At 63.9% G+C, this 310-nt stretch carries 1 pseudogene; it reads right to left on the bottom strand.

The features are described 5' to 3' along the window. Positions 1-252 (bottom strand): annotated as a pseudogene (locus FS507_RS19935) (hypothetical protein); the annotation flags it as partial. Positions 253-310: the final 58 nt, after the last annotated feature.

The following is a 310-nucleotide window of genomic DNA, read 5'->3' as shown; positions in this document are numbered from 1 at the left end:
CATCCACTCCTCCTCGTCCTCCCTCGTCTCCACAATCCCTTTCCCCACCACCTTCCCCACACTCTTCACTCCCACCTCCATCCCCCCCACCACCTTCTCCCCTTCCTTCAACACTCCCCCCACCTTCTCCCCCCACCTCACCTCCCCCTCCATCCCACCCCACAACCCCCCCTCCTCCATCACCCCCATCTCCCACCCACCCACCCTCCCCACCACCTTCACCATCTCACCCCTCCTCTTCCCCTTCTTCACCAACCCCCCCTTCCACCCCATCTCCAACAACTCGTCTAACCACCCCTGCCCTGACCCC

The organism is Corynebacterium glyciniphilum AJ 3170, from assembly GCF_007673095.1.
GTDB lineage: Bacteria > Actinomycetota > Actinomycetes > Mycobacteriales > Mycobacteriaceae > Corynebacterium.
Note: the sequence above shows the minus strand (reverse complement) of the source record. Positions and strands in the feature narration are given on the sequence as shown.